Source organism: Enterococcus sp. CR-Ec1 (assembly GCF_002850555.1).
GTDB classification, from domain to species: Bacteria; Bacillota; Bacilli; order Lactobacillales; family Enterococcaceae; genus Enterococcus_D; species Enterococcus_D entomosocium.
Genome location: NZ_CP025223.1, coordinates 1,881,728 through 1,897,320, shown reverse-complemented (window position 1 = coordinate 1,897,320; position 15,593 = coordinate 1,881,728). Strand labels below are relative to the sequence as shown.

At 41.2% G+C, this 15,593-nt stretch carries 16 protein-coding genes; 5 read left to right on the top strand and 11 right to left on the bottom strand.

What is annotated here, in order from left to right; all coding sequences use genetic code 11:
• Nucleotides 1-31 precede the first annotated feature (31 nt).
• Nucleotides 32-1,276 (top strand): glycosyltransferase, encoded by a 1,245-nt coding sequence (locus CXM95_RS09130; RefSeq protein WP_086299435.1) that lies wholly within the window; start codon nt 32-34, stop codon nt 1,274-1,276.
• Nucleotides 1,277-1,291: 15 nt separating this feature from the next.
• On the opposite strand, the gene CXM95_RS09125 is transcribed toward CXM95_RS09130, so the two are convergent.
• The gene (locus tag CXM95_RS09125) at nt 1,292-1,777 is read right to left on the bottom strand and encodes an AmiS/UreI family transporter (RefSeq protein WP_005235922.1); all 486 of its coding nucleotides are present in this window, start codon (nt 1,775-1,777) and stop codon (nt 1,292-1,294) included.
• A 341-nt stretch (nt 1,778-2,118) separates the two neighbouring features.
• On the opposite strand from CXM95_RS09125, the gene CXM95_RS09120 reads away from it, so the two are divergent.
• On the top strand, nt 2,119-2,373 hold the full coding sequence (locus CXM95_RS09120; protein ID WP_016620130.1) for a LexA family protein: 255 nt from the start codon (nt 2,119-2,121) through the stop codon (nt 2,371-2,373).
• A gap of 32 nt (nt 2,374-2,405) precedes the next feature.
• On the opposite strand, the gene CXM95_RS09115 is transcribed toward CXM95_RS09120, so the two are convergent.
• A complete protein-coding gene (locus tag CXM95_RS09115) occupies nt 2,406-3,392 on the bottom strand; it encodes a DNA/RNA non-specific endonuclease (protein ID WP_008379949.1) in 987 nt (328 codons plus the stop codon).
• 409 nt (nt 3,393-3,801) lie between these two features.
• Between CXM95_RS09115 and mgtE the strand changes: the two genes are divergently transcribed.
• Nucleotides 3,802-5,166 carry a magnesium transporter gene (gene mgtE, locus CXM95_RS09110; RefSeq protein WP_086299436.1) on the top strand — a complete coding sequence of 455 codons (1,365 nt, stop codon included), beginning with the start codon at nt 3,802-3,804 and terminating at the stop codon, nt 5,164-5,166.
• A 152-nt stretch (nt 5,167-5,318) separates the two neighbouring features.
• Nucleotides 5,319-6,260 carry a ribosome small subunit-dependent GTPase A gene (gene rsgA, locus CXM95_RS09105; protein WP_086299437.1) on the top strand — a complete coding sequence of 314 codons (942 nt, stop codon included), beginning with the start codon at nt 5,319-5,321 and terminating at the stop codon, nt 6,258-6,260.
• Nucleotides 6,261-6,586: 326 nt separating this feature from the next.
• Here the strand turns inward: rsgA and CXM95_RS09100 are convergent, their stop codons facing one another.
• From CXM95_RS09100 to CXM95_RS09085, 4 genes are all read right to left on the bottom strand, one after another.
• Nucleotides 6,587-6,940 carry a DUF2200 domain-containing protein gene (locus tag CXM95_RS09100; protein ID WP_008379942.1) on the bottom strand — a complete coding sequence of 118 codons (354 nt, stop codon included), beginning with the start codon at nt 6,938-6,940 and terminating at the stop codon, nt 6,587-6,589.
• Nucleotides 6,941-7,036: 96 nt separating this feature from the next.
• A complete protein-coding gene (locus CXM95_RS09095; RefSeq protein ID WP_008379940.1) occupies nt 7,037-7,324 on the bottom strand; it encodes a hypothetical protein in 288 nt (95 codons plus the stop codon).
• Nucleotides 7,321-7,599 (bottom strand): hypothetical protein, encoded by a 279-nt coding sequence (locus tag CXM95_RS09090; RefSeq protein WP_016611786.1) that lies wholly within the window; start codon nt 7,597-7,599, stop codon nt 7,321-7,323. The genes CXM95_RS09095 and CXM95_RS09090 overlap by 4 nt, the downstream gene beginning before the upstream one ends.
• A gap of 41 nt (nt 7,600-7,640) precedes the next feature.
• Nucleotides 7,641-8,009: a hypothetical protein gene (locus tag CXM95_RS09085; RefSeq protein ID WP_008379938.1), complete on the bottom strand. Its 369-nt coding sequence runs from the start codon at nt 8,007-8,009 to the stop codon at nt 7,641-7,643.
• Nucleotides 8,010-8,222: 213 nt separating this feature from the next.
• Between CXM95_RS09085 and CXM95_RS09080 the strand changes: the two genes are divergently transcribed.
• Nucleotides 8,223-8,609, top strand: a complete 387-nt coding sequence (locus tag CXM95_RS09080; RefSeq protein ID WP_008379936.1) for a hypothetical protein — start codon at nt 8,223-8,225, stop codon at nt 8,607-8,609.
• Nucleotides 8,610-8,768: 159 nt separating this feature from the next.
• Here the strand turns inward: CXM95_RS09080 and CXM95_RS09075 are convergent, their stop codons facing one another.
• The 5 genes from CXM95_RS09075 to CXM95_RS09050 all read right to left on the bottom strand — a co-directional run bounded on the left by CXM95_RS09075 (nt 8,769) and on the right by CXM95_RS09050 (nt 15,580).
• On the bottom strand, nt 8,769-9,179 hold the full coding sequence (locus CXM95_RS09075; protein WP_008379933.1) for a hypothetical protein: 411 nt from the start codon (nt 9,177-9,179) through the stop codon (nt 8,769-8,771).
• 1,738 nt (nt 9,180-10,917) lie between these two features.
• The gene (locus tag CXM95_RS09065) at nt 10,918-11,766 is read right to left on the bottom strand and encodes a sce7725 family protein (RefSeq protein ID WP_016611778.1); all 849 of its coding nucleotides are present in this window, start codon (nt 11,764-11,766) and stop codon (nt 10,918-10,920) included.
• Nucleotides 11,767-11,781: 15 nt separating this feature from the next.
• Complete coding sequence (locus tag CXM95_RS09060) at nt 11,782-12,450, bottom strand: hypothetical protein (RefSeq protein ID WP_034872648.1); 669 nt, start codon at nt 12,448-12,450, stop codon at nt 11,782-11,784.
• 87 nt (nt 12,451-12,537) lie between these two features.
• Entirely contained in the window at nt 12,538-13,176 is a 639-nt protein-coding gene (locus CXM95_RS09055) for a hypothetical protein (RefSeq protein WP_034872646.1), read from the bottom strand.
• Between the two features lie 136 nt (nt 13,177-13,312).
• A complete protein-coding gene (locus CXM95_RS09050) occupies nt 13,313-15,580 on the bottom strand; it encodes an AAA family ATPase (RefSeq protein ID WP_086299439.1) in 2,268 nt (755 codons plus the stop codon).
• Nucleotides 15,581-15,593 lie beyond the last annotated feature (13 nt).

Here is a 15,593-nt window from a genome sequence, read left to right as displayed (position 1 = left end):
GTGGATGGACTCGATACATGAGGAGGATTGCATGCCAATGATTCTTTTTGCACCTGCGGTATTCAACTTGGCTGAAACGACACGGATGATCGAAGTCGCTAAACAAATGCAAGGAAATCACCACTGTGAGTTCTTTGGTTTTTCAAAGACCTTTGCTTCACTTATCATTGAAAGTGGTTTTACGTACCATTTATTGACGCCGACTCTGACAGAAAAACAAGAGGAACAGATCATAAAATTAGATCAACTGCGCTCATTCAAAAATCCCTTCACCAAAGAGATGGTTGCTGCGCGTATCCTGAGCGAAAAAAAACTGGTCGACAAGCTTGCTCCTCAGGTGATTGTAACTGGATCGAATGTCACGATCTTTCTATCTGCTCGCAGCAAACAGATTCCCTTAGTCTACGTAAAACCCTATGCGATGAGTGATCCCTTTTTTCGATCAGATAGCGCGTTTATCCCTTCTAGTTTGCGTTTCTTCGGACCGTTAAGGAAACCACTTTGGTATTGGACAAGAAAACAATTGGTAAAATCCCGCTGGATGCCCCGAGCATTCAAACACGCTGCCCAAACAGAAAAACTTTTTATGCCTGAAACGAGCTTACGAATGATGGACGCTGATTTAAATCTCATCACCACTCCTGATTTATTTTTAACGAAAGAGCAGCTGCCAGAAAACTATCAAATCGTTGGGCCGATTTTTGCGAAGCTCGGGTCTTCTTTACCAGACGAAGTGTTGACTTTTATTCAACAAAAGCGGCGGGAAAGAAAACGAATCGTTTATTTTGCGATGGGCAGTTCGGGGAATCCGCGCATGGTGCGAAAAATCTTAGCTTTCTTGCGAAACCGTTCGGAACTAGCGATCATTGCTCCGGTTACGCATCTACTCAAGGGGAAACACAACGTCTCAAAGAATTTGTTCCTGACCGAATATCTGCCAAGTCATCTATTGCATGAGCATATCGATTTTTCTTTTATCCATGGTGGGGAAGGGACTGTTCAAACAGCTTGTGCCTCTGGGAAGCCGTTTATCGGAATCGGGATGCACTATGAGCAAAGCTGCAATATTCAGTACTGCGTGGCGTATGGCAATGCAATTGCACTGACAAAACCAGTAACTGAGAAAAAGCTGGAAACTGCTCTGACAGAGGTTGGAGATCTGAAGATTTGCCAACAAGCCTGCCAGCTAAAGAATCATTTCCCGACAAATGGTCCTCAGAAGGCGATGCAGGAGATTGAGCACTTTTTAGAAATAAACAATAGTGATTATCATTGAGATAATCACTATTGTTTAATAGAGATCTAATAGCATCAGCAAACCTGGGACCCACGTAGTGAAGATACCGCAAGCGATCGCAAAATAATGAATCTTACGACCAAAGTTTACCTTCACGATCGTATCCAAAAAGCCGCAAAACCATAATGCTCCCCATGTTAACCAAATCAGTGCAAAAAGGGGATCTTGCTCCCATTGCCAAGAGACCCAGGCAAAAGGCAAGGTATTGATGGCTACGAATAGCGCAAAAATTCCATAAATCCGTAGATCCAAACCAAAGAGATAAATAATTCCTACTAGTAAATACGTGAAGGCAAAGAGAAAGCCTGTGCCTGCTTCATAATAAGCACCTTGGAGCATATAGATTAGATTGATAATGAAAGATAACGAACCTGTAAAAAGATTAATTAAAGCAAGTGAACGATAGTCAATGTGAAGTAAACTTCCCCAGCCGTTGATTATCAAAGTAATTCCTACAAAAAATAAGCCGATCCCTAACATAAAATCCTCCTTTACTTAAATTTAGAATAACAAATTCCAAGAAAAAATAATACCTTTATTTATTTTTATGTCAATAAAAAGGAAAATAATTTTCAAATTTACTATTTTTTGCTGTTAAATTTGATAAAATCAATAACAAAGAGCGCTGCTTGCCGATGTTTTTCTCGTTAAGGGGAAAATTCCAGCGTTTAAAAGGAACTTTAACTCGTTGGAAGAATGGGAAAAGAGAGAGGAACAATAGATTTTCAGTGTATTAATTGGACAAAAAGCTGACGAGGCAGTAGCTTATCGGTTTTTACGAATTTGCAGCAGTGAAGACTGTTTTGCGGAAAGGAGGAATTATGCCGAGAAAAGATCGAATCTTACTTTTTATTGACGAATATATGCAAGCTCAAGGTTGCGCACCTACCATACGAGAAATCTGTGCCAATGAAGAGATAAAAACAACTTCTTTGGTTTATCGTCATTTATTGCGTCTTGAAAAAAGAGGCCTGATTTACCGAGCTTATCGCTTTAAGTCACGTTCGGTTCGTTTTACAGACGAAGGGAAGGCCTATGTCAAAGTGTTGCGACAAGCACAAGCCAACGAAGAATAAATAAAACCAAAATAAAAAAGCCTAAGGCTTTTTTATTTTGGTGCACGGTAGCCGGCAGCTTCCGCTTCAGCGATGGTTTTGAACCATTCTTTCGGGTTGGTAGTATCCTCGTAGTATTTAGATCCGGGCAAATGATAGATGCCGCTTCTTGATCCTTTGATCAAACCGTTTCCTTGTTGATCGACATATTCTTTCTGTTTTTCCTCTGTTTCACTGCTTTGAGAAGTGGCTGTTGTCGTGTTGTTTTCACTACTTGTAGCATTCTCCGGCTGCGTCATATCTTCGTTGGAAATCTCGCTGCTACCATCCGCATAGTTGATTGTGACACCATCTTGGATGTTGAAGATATAATAGTTGAATTGGATCGTATCCTCGCCAATAGATTGGGCTTGCATCTGTACCCCACGGGCAACCAGCTCGTCATCGCGATAGATCGGGGTGACGGAATATCGGACATAATGATTTTTATCTTGCTTGAGATAATAGTTGATATCCATTTCTAAGCGCAACATCTCGGGATTGTTCAACTGACTTGTCCCTGTGATCAGATTCTTCCAGTTTGCATTTTCGCCAGCTAAAGCAAAGCCAATCAAGTGGGTTCGATTATATAAATATTTCCCATTGGGGAGCTGTTTATTACGCCAACCTGTCGGTTTCACACTGGAAATATCGCCACGCTTTTCCGTGGGCATCAAGGATTGATTCAACATTGCTTCAGCAGAGGTCGCACGATTGAGGTGATCGAGGTCGCCGTATGCTTCCCAGGCGCCATTTTCAAGGGAAAGATCATCTTCTGAAAACTCAGGAATGTTCTGATTGACTTCAATCGTTTGGGTGCCTTGGTAAGTTAACTGTGCCAGCTCATCTGCACGAATATCCTTAGCAGAAGTGACTGCCACTTCTGATGATGGTGTTTTGTGATTTGGGAATAGATCATTACTGTGTAGGAAACTAAATCCGACTGCTGCGAGTGCGAGAAGCGCAGTGACCGATCCGATAAATGTTTTTTTCTTTGCCATCTTTTTTTACCTCTCTTTTCATTGATGTATAGTTAGCATAAACGGGGAGTAAAAAAACTGCAACCCAGTCATCATACCATTTGCATGGAGAGTTTTACAGAACTTTCAGGTTTCTTTTGCTTTTTGATCTCAAATGTTCTTAACCCACTTTCTTTACCAAGGGAACATGCCTGAATGGTTTTTTTTATTTGCAAGTCAAATTTTTCATGTTTTAAAAAAACTATGTGATATAATGAATAAAGTTGTTGCTATTTCCCTTTGATGCTTGTTTTAATAACAGGCATCTCCAGCTGCGGAACGAAATTTCAGCTGTATAGCACGCAACCTTCAAACGAAAGAAATCTGGACAATTTTCTGAACGATTTCCTTTCTTTCTTTGAGCAAAATTACAGGAGAAGGAGTGTATCCCATGAACCAGCAAGAAACCATCTTACATTATTTAAATCAGAAAGACTCTGAAAAATTAAAAGAACTCGTATCAGGAATGGAAGAGCTGCCGCTGTTACAATTGTTCAGCAATTTATCCGCGGATGAAAAAGTGATCGTTTTCCGACTATTACCGAAAGATAAAGCACTTATCCTGTTTGAAGATTTGACACCAGCTACACAACAACACTTATTACGCTCTTTCACCGATGAACGGGCAACCGAGTTTGTGAACGAAATGGCACCAGATGTCCGAGTAAGACTCTTGGATGAGTTGCCAGCGACCGTAACACAAAAACTTTTACAATCAATGGCACCGGATGAACGTGCTGCAACAAACCTCTTATTAGGGTATGAGGCTGAGACTGCTGGACGTTTGATGACACCGGAATTCATCACATTGAAAAAAAATATGACGGTCAATCAAGCGTTAGAAAAAGTGCGAATGCAAGCCAAAGAAAAAGAAACGATTTATACGCTTTATGTTACTGATCAAACGAAAACATTAGAAGGTGTTTTGTCGCTGAAAGATCTCTTAATGGCGCAAGGGGATCAACTCATCAGTGAAATCATGTCCCAAAAAGTTATTTATGTTACCACGGACACGGACCAGGAAGAAGCGGCACGTTTGCTAAATGAACTAGATATCATTGCGCTACCAGTCGTAGACAAGGAATCGCGAATCGTTGGGATCATCACTGTCGATGACGCCATCGATGTCATCGAGCAAGAAACGACAGAAGACATGTTTAATGCCGCTGGTTTAGTCGATGTTGCTTCTAATGAAGCAGACCGTAGTAACGTTCTGATCAACGGCACCCTTTGGCAAATTTGGAAAGTCCGATTGCCGTTCCTAGTGATCACTTTGGTTGCCGGTCTTTTAGCTGGGGTAGTCATTGATGAATTTGAACAAACATTGGAATCGGTGGCAGCCGTTGCGATTTTTATCCCTTTGATCATGGATATGGGTGGAAACGTTGGTACACAGTCCTCAACTGTTTTTGTTCGCGGGATGTCATTAGGGCATATTGATCTTTCGACCTTCACTCGCCATTTCTTTAAAGAAGTTTGGATCGGCTTAAGTCTAGGTTTGATCGTAGGGGTCATCTCTGGGGTTGCTGCATCACTTTGGCAAGGAATCCCGATGTTAGGTGTGGCTGTTGGTATTTCGTTAGTTTTTGCCATGACCTTAGCCGCAGCACTTGGTTTCTTAGTCCCGTTTGTACTGATTAAACTAAACATCGACCAAGCAGCCGGTTCGGCACCGATCATCACATCGATCAAAGATATCGCCGGCTTGTTTATCTACTTCGTTTCAGTAAATGTTCTTTTGGGTCATTTGCTTTAGCATACTGTCCGTTCCGGTGGTATAATAAAGCGACATCACATGATGAGCACAACATAGAAAGGGGAAATGTCTTATGACAAATCAAATGAAGCAACATCAACTCGGAGGTTTCTCTTTTTAAGTGCGGCCTCCTAACTAACTGGAGGGAAATCATGGAAAAACAAGGAATTGTGGTCTTTCAGGCCAAAGATATCGCAAAAGTCCGCTTGACCACAGGAGAAGAATGTTTAGCAACGGTTTCAGGAAAATTTCGCCAACAGGCACTAGCGCCAAAGGATTATCCGATCGTTGGTGATTCTGTACAAGGACAGGTGTATGATCAAGATCATTTCTTGATTGATGCTTTGCTGCCACGAAAAAGTTTTTTACAACGAAAAGTAGCTGGAAATCGCACGGACGGGCAAGGCATTGCGGCGAACATCGACACAGTTTTTATTGCAACTAGTGCCAATGAAGAATTCAATTTGGCTCGGTTAGAGCGCTTTGTAACGATCGCTTGGGACAGTGGGGCTAATCCGGTGATTCTCTTGACCAAAGCCGATCAAGTTACTGCTGATAAAAAAGCAGAGCTGCTGCAAGCATTAAACGATGCATTTGGTGTGAAAACATTTGCTACGTCCATTTTTGAACCAAACGAATTGCTGATGGAAACGTATTTTTCTGACAGACAGATCAGCGCATTTATCGGTTCATCTGGGGTCGGAAAGTCCAGCTTATTAAATCAGCTTATGGCGCAAGACGTTCAAAAAACCAATGACATACGAGAGGATAGTCGAGGACGACACACGACGACGAGTCGCCAGTTGTTCACTCTGTCCTCTGGCGCAATGATCATCGATACTCCTGGTATGCGGGAAGTTGGCATCAGTACCGTCCGGTCAGCTTCGATCGACCAATCTTTTGAAGCGATCAGCCAGTATGCTGAAGGTTGTTTCTTCAGAGACTGTCGTCATGAAACAGAACCGAAATGTGCGGTCAAAGCAGCTATTGCTGCCGGTGAACTTTCAGAAGAAGCTTTCGCCCGCTATCGTAAAATGGAAAAAGAACTGGCGTATTTGAAGCGAAAAGAACAGATCAAAGAATTGAAAAAGTAAAAGTTAGCACTCCTTTCTTTAAGAGGAGTGCTTTTTTGTACGTGTTATTTGTACGTGTTAAGAGAGTCTTGTTGAGTAAAGAAGAGGGACGTAGACAATGTCCTTGTGTTTTCACGAAAAGGCGGCCAATTCCACAGGGCACTACATGCTAAGTGGTTGAACTAAGCTAAGAACGCCTGTCTGGTTGCAAGCTACCGTCAAGAAAGGCAGTATAAAAAAACACAGTGGGGTGTTTTCCCACTGTGTTTTGAGCAATGATTTGCCCCTGCCAAGGTATTTCAAGTATAAAGCGTTGATTCTTAAATAGCAACTCGAAAAAAATCGCCTCATTCAGCAGAGCGTAAAATTTTTGCCATGGCTTTTCCTTTCGCCAGTTCATCGATCAGTTTATCTAGATAACGAATTTCTTGAACCATTGGCTCTTCGATCTCTTCTACCCGAATGCCGCAAATGACACCAGTGATCTGCTTTCGTGCGGGATTGAGCTGAGGGGCTTGACTAAAAAAACGTTCAAAAGAAAGCTCTTCATTCATCTGTTGCAGCGTTTCTTGGTCATACCCGGTCAGCCAGGTAATAATCTGATCTACTTCTTCTTTTGTTCGATTTTTCCGCTCTGCTTTGGCAATATATAGGGGATAGACTTTCGCGAAACTCATTTGGGTGATCTTTTGATTTTTCATGATATACTCCTTTAGTCTTTACACAAAGTATACTTTATTTTCTTCGTTTTGCCGAGATTTTCGACACTTGCTGTGTGTCAAAAATAGGCGAGGGGACTAAAGAATGATCTTTTCTTCTTGTTCACGAAACCCTAGAACTTTTTGACGTGACTCGCCATCCCAATAGAGTAAGTCCAAATTCTTATGCAGCATTAGCTGTGTATATAATTCTTTCAGCGTCAGAGCGGGTTTTTTTGGTTCAAAAAATAAAATCAATTGGTTATGGCTATCTTGGGCGATCGTCGTAAAAGGAATCAAGTTTTCTTTGTACATTAAATAAATTCCTTGGTAATCTGCTGCACTCGACGACGTTGTCAGTGCTGTCAAGAGGTCTCTTGCTCTCATAATGAACCCGCCTTTACTGTTTTTTGTCGATAGGCATCGATATCCAACATGATTTTTGTTTTGCCGTACACCGTATACTTTTGCACCACGAATTGACGGCGCTTATTCCAATAGCCGCCCACGGTTAGAAACATGCCGTCATCAACATCCCCTAAAAAATTCAAACTGTGTTTCGCAATCAAACAGTTGGTGGTACCTAGTGTAAAGCGGACCAAAGGGGAGGGGGCAAAGGAGACGATTCTTATTTTTGAGACAGATCCTTTTTGTGTTTCCATCATTTCTTCCTCCTTTAGTTTAAGTAGTGTAAACAGTTGTATTATTCGCTGAGATCAAACCATTTTCTTTCTTCGTAGAAAGCAACGTGACGAATCTCATCATAATGGATTTTTTCCGTTGTTTCTCCCGTCAAATAAATGCCTAATGGGTCATAACCGCTGATTTTCCCGATAATATCTGGAGGATAGCCGCCTTCTTCATTAACTTCTTCTCGTTGGATCGCCACAGTTAGGTTCTTTTTCATGGCTTCAAATAAACACTGATTGATTTCTTCCGTTGTGAGTGACGGCTTAGGTGGACAATCAAACTTACGTGTCGGTTCCTCTTCAATTTCAGTTGTATGCTCAGATAAAAAGAATCCTTGCCACTTTAGCTTTTTTCGATCTTCATATGGTTGTAGCATACCCATAGCAATCACCTCTTATCTATATAATACAAACATACGTTCTCTTTTGTAAAGCGAACAGATTTTTAAATTTCTGATTCTTCTATGAAACATTTGAAAAGCGCATCAAACAAGGGGCTAGTGGTGGGTATCGTTTTTTTACACTATATCTGTTATAATTTATCCTGAAGCGCCGATGAACGATTTGGAAAATAGCTGGCGAAAAAGGAGAATAGTATGTCTGGATTAATCGTGGTCCTGCTTACGATCTACTTTGCAAGTAGGAAAGATAAAGAACAGTGGGGTTTTGATCGCAAACGATTGACTATTCTGACGCTTATGTTTGTGATCGTCGGCATAAGTTTGGGCTTAAATGACAAAATAATGAAGGATCCTCAGAACCAAAATATTAGAAGTGATTTACTGTTTAATTATTCGTTTCCCTTATTGATATGTATGCTAGGTTTATTTATCAAAGAAATACCACGTTGGGGACGGATCGTGACTTTGTCATTTGGCTTTATGATTTTCGGGTATTTAGCTTTGCACTATTTGATAGGGTTTCACAACCCGTATTGGGAAAATCTACAGCTAAGTCCATTGTATTGGCTGCCAAGTGACTAGCCATACGAAAGTATCGCCAATGGAAACGCAAAAAAAGCACTCCCTTTATTGAGTGCTTTTTTCGGCTAAATAACTGCAGCAAGGTGTTTCTTTTCCTAAAAAATGGGTTGGACCTAAGTAACGAGGGGATCATATAAGGAGAAGTCATGACTGTTTAAATCAAAACGATAGATTCTTGACTAAACCGTGTCTTTTGATCATTGCCAAAGTAAAATATGCGATGAGCGTTCCTGCAATACCAAAAAGTAAATCGATTCGATCAGGGGTGTTCATAAAGCCAAAGACAGTCTCACTCAATAGATTGGCAATGAGCAAAAGCAGGGTCAATAGCGTGACGGCTTTAAATGGCGCACCTACCAGAAGCCAAAAGTACCCCAGTAAGCCAATAATCAAACTAATCGAAAAATTGGAGATATGAAGATAAAAGTCAGCATACCTCGAAGTAAAGAAAGAAATGTTCAAGTACTTTGATAAGTAGAGGAAGAGGGCTGTGAACACGAAAAGCAAGTAGAGGAGTGACGCCCATATTTTTGGTAAAAAGACTAGCTTTAGTTGCGTATTCTTTTTCATTTTTATTCTCCTTTTAGGAATTATCAGCTATACTGATGGAATTGCTTTTATCGGGCATTAATTACACAAATGGAAAAACAAGCTGCAAACTAGGCAAGTCAGTAGTCTGCACCTCATTAATGGTAAAATGAGGTGAGGTGATAAAATGACAATAATAAACAATCAGCGATTATGGTTAGGCATAGGGATAGAAATTATTTTGCTCATATCATTCAGCATGATTATGTATTTCATCCTGACGAGTGGCAATTTGAAGCAAAACCCGTTCACAAGTCGACAAAAAGGAAAAATGAGCTTATGGATAGCTGCTGGTTTGATTTTACTTGCCATGGTTCTAGTATTCCAAGGAATGATCAACGGCGCTTTATTCAGGCTTTTTTAGCAGAATATGGACGTTTATGGTGACCTACGAACATTACAATTATATTAAATAACGAAATGCCCTAAGTTATCTACATAATTTTAGGGTTCTTTTTTATAGAATCATGTAACGGATATTTGTCAGTATTTGCAACATCTAAGCACTAGTGTAAGAACTTTGAAACGGATTGGCTGTATATGAATAAAATTTGAGAAAAAAGCTCAAAGATTTTCAAAATGATTATAGCATACAATCAAACCGATTGGTTCGTGAATCAAGGCTGATAGCTTGAATCTGTATTTGCTGAGATAAAAAAGACGAATCCGCAAGTAACTTGCTACCAGACAGTTATCAATCTGTTAATCAGCAAATCAAAAAAAGAATCTGAAGAACATGTAAAACAAGAAATTCTTAGTTTTAATTGAATTTTAGGTGCATTAGCGACAATCTACTGATAAAAGTCATTCGGAGGGAGGTAAAATGATACAAAATTGTCTTGAACTATTTAGAATGGCACGAACCCTTTTTTGAATGTAACTTTGTATAATATATATTATGTAAACTAAAATAAAAAATTTTTTGAACACCGTATTTAGCTAGTAATTGTGCGACTCTCCTCTCTCTTATTCATGATTATTTCCTTCAAATTAACCTAAATAGCAGCATAATCCAAAAAAACGGTTATTTAAGCGATAGTTTAAGATTTTTGTTTATTTTACGACTGACAAGAAAATCAATTGACAAATTATATCTGTACCTTTGTCTGTATTTGATCTTGTTGATCCTTGAATCTTTGAATTCAAACATTGCTTGCAACTGCTGGCCAATCTCAATGAATCACTCAGTGCTTAATGAATCGCTGTTCACGATTTTATCAGTAATGATTCGTACATAACCCAGCCAAATTTGTGCTAACTAAATAGCCTAATGGGAATCTTGATCACAGGCAAACCAGCAACGATAAACAACAAAAGTTGAGTTGCGTTCAGTTTTCACCTAAACGGATCCGATTCCCATAGCGAGTCCTAATCAAGGGATCACAGTCATCTAAGTACAATTTTCTTTTTGTTGCTGCTAATAAAGCAATGACAGCTACGGAAAGTTTCAAACTATGTAATACAGGATCGCCGAAAAGACAATGATCAAAACGACCAAAACAATGATTAGTTGATTTAAACGTCGAATAAGCAGGTTTTTCTTATTTTTTTCAAATTTTTTTCCTTCATTTCGATAATATTCTCTATCTTTTGTTCCCACGAGCGCCAACTCCTTTTCCCTGATTTTATCACTATCCTGAAAACAATGGGTGCAATCAAGGTGTTTTGTACAATAAATGGCAGTATTTTGTTAGAGCTTACCATCGTATACGTATAGAGACTAAATAAGACGACTGACGAGTTCTAAGTGATTCATAACCGCAGCTTTCCGAATAACGCCCATACCTGGAAACGACCTTTGCTGATAGGCAGCAATTAATAGCTGCAGCCCAGCTGTTTGTGTAGGATACTCTTCTTCATGCTGTAACAAAGCTTCCATGACTTCGAAAAACTTTTCTTTCTGATTTGGTAATTCTTCCTCAGAAAATAAGTGAACGATTCGCAAATCTTGCTCAGTTGTCGGATAGATCCAATGCAAAACCAACCGCTTTGAGGGATAACTGTGCTCATAATAAATTTTGCTATCGACAGAAAAATCACTAAACCCAGCATAACCCAATTTTTGATAAAGATGATGGGTTTTTGAAAACCCTTCGTCCGGACATTCTGTATAAAAACTATTTTTAGGTAAACGGGTAAACGGATCTTCCATCAGTAGTTTCGGGCCGTTGATTTTATTTAACAAACGAAACTCTTTGCCTACCAGCACCGGCAGTGTATTTTCCCGCCAATCACTAGCGAGTGCTGGGTCCGCTTGATGAACGATCCAAAGATCAGGCGTTTCTTCCACTGTTTCAATGGGTCGATCTACGATCATTGCTTTAGGGGCAGCAACATTTTGCAACTCTGCTAACCCCTCTGCAGTCAGAAAAGCCCCAGCCTGTGGATTGCGAACAAGATAAAAAGGATGCTGCTTCCTTTGAAACAGGTCAATGGTCGTCCAAAACGTTTTTGATTGCTTGACCGGTTCAATGATCGGCTGGATCGCTTCTGACAAGCGATCTTGTTCCAACAGTGCTTTCAACGCCAATAAATCAAATTGTTTTCCACGAATATACGGGAAGTACATCTTCTTCTCTCCTTCTTACTTGCCTGATAAAAAACGTTTTTCCAGCGCTTCATAGGCTGCTCTCGTAGCGGCCAATTCTTCTTTCAAGGCTTCGATCGCTTGCAGCTGAGTATCTTCAATAAATCGATCATAGTAATTGACTCCACCACCGAACAAGTCATACTCAGGCTGGCGTTTCTTCAGTTCTTGGTACAAACGTTCTGTTGAAAATACCCGCAATCCTCGAGCAGTCTGTTTTGCTTTGCCGACTTCTCTCGCTTGTGCCGAAATCAACCGAAACAATAAGCCATTTTCTGGAACCTGCAGCTCTTGCCGTTGGGGTTTCTTTTCGACACTGAAATACCCTTTGCTGCCCGTTTCTTTTTCAAGAAATGCATGATAGACCAAAACACCAATTGTAGGTGCAATCTGATCTTTGACTTTTTCATACAAAGACTTGGGTAAGACAAAATAATTATAATTCCCAATAAAGGATAGTTTTGCTTTTGAGCGAAAATCTGCCAAACTAACTTTGAGTTCGTAGCAACGCCATTCAAATGTATTTTCAGTCGTCAAGCGACAACTCAAAGTATCCACGATGCCGTGATCATCTGGCATGACTACCTCTTCTACCACAATATCACTGTTTTCACGACAATAATAATAAAGTGCCTCTTCCATTTCTAAAGTTAAGGATGTCTTCACAAATTCACGACCTTTATCTTGTTTCACCTATTATAAAACATATGTTCGCATTTTAAAAGAGGGAAATAAAAGCAACCTATCATCCCCTCACTCATTCGGGCATCCGTTACCGAGAATCTCTTCAACCGTCCTCTTTGTACCGCGGAATCGTAACAAAAAAAGCAGCAAGAGCACACCAAGTTGCGTGATTAATAGACCTTTAAAGGGAAATTCAAAAGTAAAGCCTGCGGGAAGATGAAAGAAATGAAAAAAATCCTGCAGTGCTTTTTGACTAAGCCACAAACCGCTGACAAGCCCTATCAAACCAATAACAATGCTTTGAATGCCTACAAAGAAAAGCTCTTCTAAGGTGACCACCAACGGAGACTGTCCTAACAACAACCGAATACTCAGGGATTGCTGCTCCTCCCCCATCAAATGAAAACGATACATGTGATTGCAGTGCCATAAAAAGGCGGCGATCAATCCTATAGCTAGAATGCTAAGTACGAAGCGCAGCAAATGCAAAAAGAAAAGCCAACTGGCATATGTGAGATCCATCTGATTCTCACCACTATTTGTTTCGTAGTGCAGCCATTGGTGAAAAAAAACTAGCCAATTCTCTGCAAAGATAGCAATGATCAGTAGAAGAATCGCCAATACACCACTCATCAGCAAACTGCGCCTACGAAGTGCTGCGTGCCAGCCGAATTGGCAAGGATAGTAGAAGTACCGCCATTTGTTCATGATAGCCCTCCTTTTGGCGTCTATTTTACAGAACTTTTCAAATTTAGACAAACATCTTCTTGTTTACATAATATAATTATGAACAAAAAAGAGTGCGGCACGTAGCCCACACTCTTTTCCTTTTAGCTATCGACGTCTACAAATACCTTGTCAGCAGCTGCAACAAGCGCTGCGGAAATTCTGTTAGATTGGAAAGATCAATAAAGCGTTCTTCCCCATAAATCGCTTTGATCACCTCTTTGTCTTGGCCAATGGCAGCTGCCAGAAACAGCACCCCTTGTCGTTCATAGTCAGCGATCACTTGCTGAATATCTTCTTTGGCTTTTACCCCTGTATAATCAGGAAGAGCTTTTGGCTGGCCATCACTGATATTCAAGAGTAATTTAGTGGTTGCCGGCTGATGAGCGAGCTTTTCAGCTAGCACGCGCAAGACAGCCCCATCACGGTTATTTTGCCGAGGCTTCATTGTCATGAGTTTCTCTGGCACAAATTCAAAGCCTTCATTAAATTCTTTGTAAGCAAAAAGCGAGGTTTTTTCACGAGCGGTCACGTCCGCTGTATCGCCATAGATCATCAATGGCAAAGATAAACGTTCGGCAAAAGCATTCACCGCTAAGACCGCCTGTTGCGCATACAATATCCGATCTTCTCGAATCATCGAACCCGATTCATCGATGCGCAAAGCAAGAGCTAAGGAAGGCTGTTCATGAGGTGGATTCTTCTTGTCAAAGGTCCGGAAATCTTGATACGCAACCTTGCTGGCATCAAAGCGTGTGCCGCTGTACTTACCTTTACTGTATGCCGAAGCTTGTTCATTTTCCAATACTTCTTGGGTTTGCTTGATCAATGACTCTACGATCGGCAGCAACGGCTGCAAACGCTGTTGGGCTTCAGTCGCTTTTTCTAAATCGACGGGTGGTCGATGAACGATCAGCCCTTCTTTGGCATGGATTGATTCTTTCAATGCTTGTCGTGCTGTCTTTGATGCCGTGGTTTTCTTTTCTTTCTCCTGGGTTTCATACGCTTCGATCGACAAAGAATGAGCAGCAGGAGCTGCCTCTTGTGCCTCACTCCCAGCTTTTGCTTGGCCATCATGACTATTGCGTTCCAGTTCTTCTGAAAACGTCGCCTCAGTTGCTGCGCTTTTCGCTTCTTGTTTGTCAGAATCACTGGTTTCCATCGTTTCCGCCTCAGTTTCTTGATTGGGCGTCTCAAGGACTTGTTCATTTTTTAGGACGGGCGTACCTTCTTCCACTACATTGCGCTGGTCCGCCTCTTCGCTGCTGATTCGACGCCCTTTGATTTGTTGTTTAAAAGCATTTAGTGGTTGTCCAGAAAACAAAAGTCGCAGTTGCGCCAATAACCCTGAAGCTTCTAGTGCCTGTTGTAACAGAGAAAGCTCATTTGGATCGGTGGTGATTTTGTATAGCACTTTGCTATCAATTGCAGTAAAAGGATCTTGTCCTTGTTTGACTGCATTTAGCCAATAAAAATAGGAACGCATGCCCGCCACCCCTTTGATGGCATTGGCTTTGGCGGTCACGTCTAGCAAGCGTATGATCTCAGCCATTTTCTCCGCAGTCGTTTTGTCTGGATAATTGGTTTTGGCAATGCCTCGCTGCACCATGACTGCCAGCTCAGGTAAATCCATTTTTTCAGCATGCTGCATCCGGTCTCGCAAGGATTCGTTCAAGGGGCGGTTGCCTTGGTAATTCCGATTCGTTGTGATGATCACCACACAGTCAGGGTGTCGTCGGACGAAGCCAGTCGGGATATTCAGCATTCCATTTTGTTCAAGGGCCGAGTTTAGTGCCACTAGTACCGAAGCATCACGAATGACCGTTGGCTCTTGAATCTCAAGCAAGTAGCCTTTTTCCAGCGCCCGTACGATTTCGGAGGGATAAAATTTGTATTGAATCGTAGGTTGTTGATCACTGGTTTCGATTCGTTCGATCAGTTCTGCAAATTTCGCCCGTGCCCGCTCACGAGTCAGGGAAAAATGCCGCTGGATCAACCCCAAAACATCTTCAAAACAATCACTTTGATAAATCGCATCCAGCAAGTCCTTGTCCTCTTCTTGGTCGGTGTTGATCACTGGTAATAAAGCACCAAACACATCTGACTTATCCATATCCGCAAAGCAGGTGATTTTGGTGTAGGGCAGTTGCAGGTCGGCAGAAAGTGCCTTTGCCAACTGGGTCTTGCCGGAACCAGCATCGCCTTCCAACAACACATTGAAGATCTTCATTTCTGGATCCGTCCAGTTCAACGCGATCTCTGAAGCGATTCGCAGTTCTTCGGCACTGGTCTGATGACTTTGTGGTTTCTTCCAAATCATTGTTTGTTCTAATTTGCTAAAAGCGCGTCCTTTCGTTACGACAAAAGACGGTTGAATTTGTGTCATGGTAATCTGCTCC

What these genes read in the sequence shown, in the direction of transcription:
- rsgA (WP_086299437.1), top strand. Translation starts at nt 5,319, where the DNA reads ATGGAAAAACAAGGAATTGTGGTCTTTCAGGCCAAAGATATCGCAAAA.
- CXM95_RS09115 (WP_008379949.1), bottom strand. Translation starts at nt 3,392, where the DNA reads ATGGCAAAGAAAAAAACATTTATCGGATCGGTCACTGCGCTTCTCGCA.
- CXM95_RS09120 (WP_016620130.1), top strand. Translation starts at nt 2,119, where the DNA reads ATGCCGAGAAAAGATCGAATCTTACTTTTTATTGACGAATATATGCAA.
- CXM95_RS09080 (WP_008379936.1), top strand. Translation starts at nt 8,223, where the DNA reads ATGTCTGGATTAATCGTGGTCCTGCTTACGATCTACTTTGCAAGTAGG.
- CXM95_RS09085 (WP_008379938.1), bottom strand. Translation starts at nt 8,009, where the DNA reads ATGGGTATGCTACAACCATATGAAGATCGAAAAAAGCTAAAGTGGCAA.
- CXM95_RS09075 (WP_008379933.1), bottom strand. Translation starts at nt 9,179, where the DNA reads ATGAAAAAGAATACGCAACTAAAGCTAGTCTTTTTACCAAAAATATGG.
- CXM95_RS09090 (WP_016611786.1), bottom strand. Translation starts at nt 7,599, where the DNA reads ATGGAAACACAAAAAGGATCTGTCTCAAAAATAAGAATCGTCTCCTTT.
- CXM95_RS09050 (WP_086299439.1), bottom strand. Translation starts at nt 15,580, where the DNA reads ATGACACAAATTCAACCGTCTTTTGTCGTAACGAAAGGACGCGCTTTT.
- mgtE (WP_086299436.1), top strand. Translation starts at nt 3,802, where the DNA reads ATGAACCAGCAAGAAACCATCTTACATTATTTAAATCAGAAAGACTCT.
- CXM95_RS09100 (WP_008379942.1), bottom strand. Translation starts at nt 6,940, where the DNA reads ATGAAAAATCAAAAGATCACCCAAATGAGTTTCGCGAAAGTCTATCCC.
- CXM95_RS09125 (WP_005235922.1), bottom strand. Translation starts at nt 1,777, where the DNA reads ATGTTAGGGATCGGCTTATTTTTTGTAGGAATTACTTTGATAATCAAC.
- CXM95_RS09130 (WP_086299435.1), top strand. Translation starts at nt 32, where the DNA reads ATGCCAATGATTCTTTTTGCACCTGCGGTATTCAACTTGGCTGAAACG.
- CXM95_RS09055 (WP_034872646.1), bottom strand. Translation starts at nt 13,176, where the DNA reads ATGAACAAATGGCGGTACTTCTACTATCCTTGCCAATTCGGCTGGCAC.
- CXM95_RS09095 (WP_008379940.1), bottom strand. Translation starts at nt 7,324, where the DNA reads ATGAGAGCAAGAGACCTCTTGACAGCACTGACAACGTCGTCGAGTGCA.
- CXM95_RS09065 (WP_016611778.1), bottom strand. Translation starts at nt 11,766, where the DNA reads ATGTACTTCCCGTATATTCGTGGAAAACAATTTGATTTATTGGCGTTG.